This is a genomic window from Paraburkholderia sp. (assembly GCF_035656215.1).
In the GTDB taxonomy this organism is placed as follows: domain Bacteria; phylum Pseudomonadota; class Gammaproteobacteria; order Burkholderiales; family Burkholderiaceae; genus Paraburkholderia.
In genome coordinates this window covers 1-2,798 of record NZ_DASRSY010000090.1, presented here as the reverse complement: position 1 = coordinate 2,798, position 2,798 = coordinate 1, and the positions used below count along the sequence as shown (strand labels likewise).

2 protein-coding genes are annotated in these 2,798 nt (G+C 65.8%); both read right to left on the bottom strand.

What is annotated here, in order from left to right; all coding sequences use genetic code 11:
* Window positions 1-214 precede the first annotated feature (214 nt).
* Window positions 215-802 carry a nucleotidyltransferase family protein gene (locus VFE81_RS04965; protein WP_325043530.1) on the bottom strand — a complete coding sequence of 196 codons (588 nt, stop codon included), beginning with the start codon at window positions 800-802 and terminating at the stop codon, window positions 215-217.
* A 159-nt stretch (window positions 803-961) separates the two neighbouring features.
* A partial coding sequence (locus VFE81_RS04960) for a xanthine dehydrogenase family protein molybdopterin-binding subunit (protein WP_325043529.1) occupies window positions 962-2,798 on the bottom strand: 1,837 nt, incomplete at its 5' end.

Genomic DNA, 2,798 nt, shown 5'->3' with positions numbered 1-2,798 from the left:
GTCCTTGAAGCTCCGCACCCCACCGTTACCAGTGACGCACGATCAAGTAGGCTACTGCTGGCAGAACAGCAGGTCCCGTCCGAGATAAAATGCTATCGGCGGGACAGTTGTGATAGCGACTTTGCAGGTCGCACCTGTATGGATATACAGTATGCTCCCAAACACCGGCCTGGATCAAGCCCGCCGGTTCACAGGCGCAGCGCTCGCGCCAAGGCTAAATGTTGCGCAGATCTTCCGGCGTATCCACATCGCGCAGAATGCCGGGGTCGTCGACGTCGAGCTGCATCACATGCGGCGACATCAGCAGCGCGCGCGCGCCGGTGTCGCCGTCGAGCGTGATCAGTGCGTCCCGATGTTCGACGCCGAAGCCGACCGGATGGCCGCGCTGTCCCTGATAAAACGGCGCGACGATTGAAGCGCCGCCGTCGAGCGTTCGCGCCACCGCTTCGATTGTCGTGGTGGCGATGCGCGGCATGTCGGCGAGCGCGACGAGCCAGCCCTCGGCATCGTCGCTGGCTTCGATGCCGGCGGCGAGGCTTGCGCCCATGCCACGTTCGGCATTCGCGGTGAACACCACGTCGCAACCGGCGTCGTTCAGGAGGCGGGCGAGGGCGTCAGAACCCGGTCGCACGACGGCCAGCACGCGGCTGACAACCCGCAACAGCCGATGCGCGGCTTCGTGCGCGACCGGCGTACCGTCTGGCATGTGCGCGAGCAGCTTGTTGTGCCGGCCGTCCGGATCGAAGCGCGAGCCGAAGCCGGCGGCGAGCAACACGCCAGTGGCGAGCGAGGCATAGGCCATGGACGGACACAGGTAGAGAGGATGAGGCCGATTGTGCGTTGCAACGCATCGGCAGGCAAGCGGCAATATATGAGCCGACGTGTGTCGTCATGCGCGATCTGACCGGTCGCGCGTGGGTGTGTGGCCAGGGACGTGCATACGTAGGGCGCCGACCCCGCATTACACCTGCATCACTCCCATCACCTTGTCGAGCGTCACTGGCAGATCGCGCACGCGCACGCCGGTCGCGTGATACACCGCATTCGCAATCGCCGCGGGCACGCCGGTGATGCCGATCTCGCCGATGCCGCGCACGCCGAGCGAGTTGATATACGGATCGGGCCGATCGATGAACGTGATATCGAGCGAGCCGATATCGGCATTTACCGGTACGTGGTACTCGGCGAGATTCGCGTTGGTGAAGCGCCCATAGCGTGTATCGAGTGAGGTTTCCTCCTGTAGCGCTGCCCCCACGCCCCACACGATGCCGCCCATCAACTGGCTGTGCGCGGTCTTCTGATTCAGCACGCGCCCCACGTCATACACGCCGACTACGCGTGCCACGCGGATCGTGCCGAGGTCCGCATCGACATGGACTTCGGCGAACACCGCGCCGAACGAGTGGAGCGAGTATTTCTGCTTCTCGTCGCCCGGTTTGACCGTCACGGTGGCTTCGATCGGCTTGCCGCCCGAGCGCGCGATGATCGCCGCCGCCGGATCGCGCTTCGTGGGTTGCGAGCGGCTCATCACCCAGCCGTTTTCAACCGTGATGTCGTCGAGCGCGATGCCGTGCACCGGCGAGGCCGTGTCGGCGAGCGCCAGCGCGATCAACTGATTGCGCGCCTGAGTCGCGGCATCGCGTACGGCCGGCGAGACGCTGGCCGCCGATTGCGAGCCGCCTGACCCCGGTGCTTTCGGCAGCGATGAATCACCGAGCGCGAAGTGGATGTTTTCCGGCGCGAAGCCGAGTGCGTCGGCAGCCACCTGGGTCATCACGGTGTAGGTGCCGGTGCCGAGGTCCTGGGTGCCGGAGGCGACCATCGCGGTGCCGTCCGGCAAAATCCGCGCGATGGCCGCGGCCTCGCTGCGATTGGCCGGATAGGTCGCGGTCGCCATGCCCATGCCGATCAAGGTGTTGCCGGCACGTATCGAACGCGGCGTGGGTGTGCGCCGCGACCAGCCGAATTCCTCGGCCCCGATCTGATAACACTCGCGCAACGACTTGCTCGACCAGGGCTTGTTTTCCTGCGGATCGGCGTCGGCGTAGTTCTTGAGGCGCAGCGCGAGCGGGTCCATTTTCAGCGCGACCGCGAGTTCGTCCATCGCCGATTCGATCGCGAACGAGCCGGTTGCCTCGCCGGGCGCGCGCATGAAGGTCGGCGTGCCGACATTGAGCGGCACGATACGGTGCGTGGTGACCTGATTGGGTACCGCGTACAGCATGCGGGTGACCATGCAGCAGGTCTCGGTCCAGTCTTCGATCATCGACGTGTTCGAGATGCTGTCGTGGCGCATCGCGGTCAGCGTGCCGTCGTGGCGCGCGGCGAGGACGAAATGCTGCTCGGTGCGCGGACGCCCGCCGACCGGGCCGAACATCTGCGGCCGCTCCAATACGAGCCGCACTGGACGTCCGGTCTGTTTTGCCGCCATCGCGCACAACGCCACATGCGACCACGACGAGCCCTTGCAGCCGAAGCCACCGCCGATAAACGGTGAAATTACGCGCACATCGCCGGCCGGCATACCGAACGTCTTGGCGACCGCCTGCGCCGCGTTGCTGACGCCTTGCGTCGAGTCGTAGAGCGTGAGTTGCGGACCGTCCCAGCGCGCCATCGTCGCATGCGGCTCCATCGGGTTGTGGTGCTCCATCGGCGTCGTGTAAACAGCGTCGACGTGCACCGTGCCGCTGCGCAACCCGTCCTCGAAACTGCCGCGCTGCGTGTCGGTTGTGCGGCCTTGCGGTTTGTCGGGCGCGTGTCCGTTCGGCTTGGCCAGCGTGAAATCGAGCGTCGCGGCC

Coding starts and splice junctions, on each gene's coding strand:
- VFE81_RS04965 (WP_325043530.1), bottom strand. CDS start 802: ATGGCCTATGCCTCGCTCGCCACTGGCGTGTTGCTCGCCGCCGGCTTC.